Below are 323 nucleotides of genomic sequence, written 5' to 3'. Positions count from 1 at the left end.
ACCGATGGCTCGGTGCACCTGAACCATGGCGGCACCGAGATGGGACAAGGCCTCTACCTGAAGGTGGCGCAGGTGGTGGCGGAGGAATTCCAGATCGACCTCGACCAGGTGAAGATCACCGCGACCACCACCGGCAAGGTGCCGAACACCTCCGCCACCGCGGCTTCCTCGGGCTCCGACCTCAACGGCATGGCGGCGCAGAACGCCGCGCGCCAGATCAAGGACCGGCTGGCCAATTTCGCTTCGGAAAAATACCAGGTGCCGCGCGACCAGGTGCTGTTCCTGCCCAATAGGGTGCGCATCGGCAACCAGGAGATTCCCTT

1 protein-coding gene is annotated in these 323 nt (G+C 64.1%); it reads left to right on the top strand.

Annotated features, from left to right (window positions below; all coding sequences use genetic code 11):
* The coding region (locus EN861_RS34720; protein WP_145972056.1) for a molybdopterin cofactor-binding domain-containing protein at window positions 1-323 on the top strand (323 nt) is incomplete at both ends.

Origin of the sequence: Mesorhizobium sp. M8A.F.Ca.ET.218.01.1.1, assembly GCF_004791165.1 — a bacterium.
Taxonomy (GTDB): Bacteria; Pseudomonadota; Alphaproteobacteria; order Rhizobiales; family Rhizobiaceae; genus Mesorhizobium.
The sequence above is the reverse complement of the archived record's forward strand: the minus strand, read 5'-3'. Positions and strand labels throughout refer to the sequence as shown.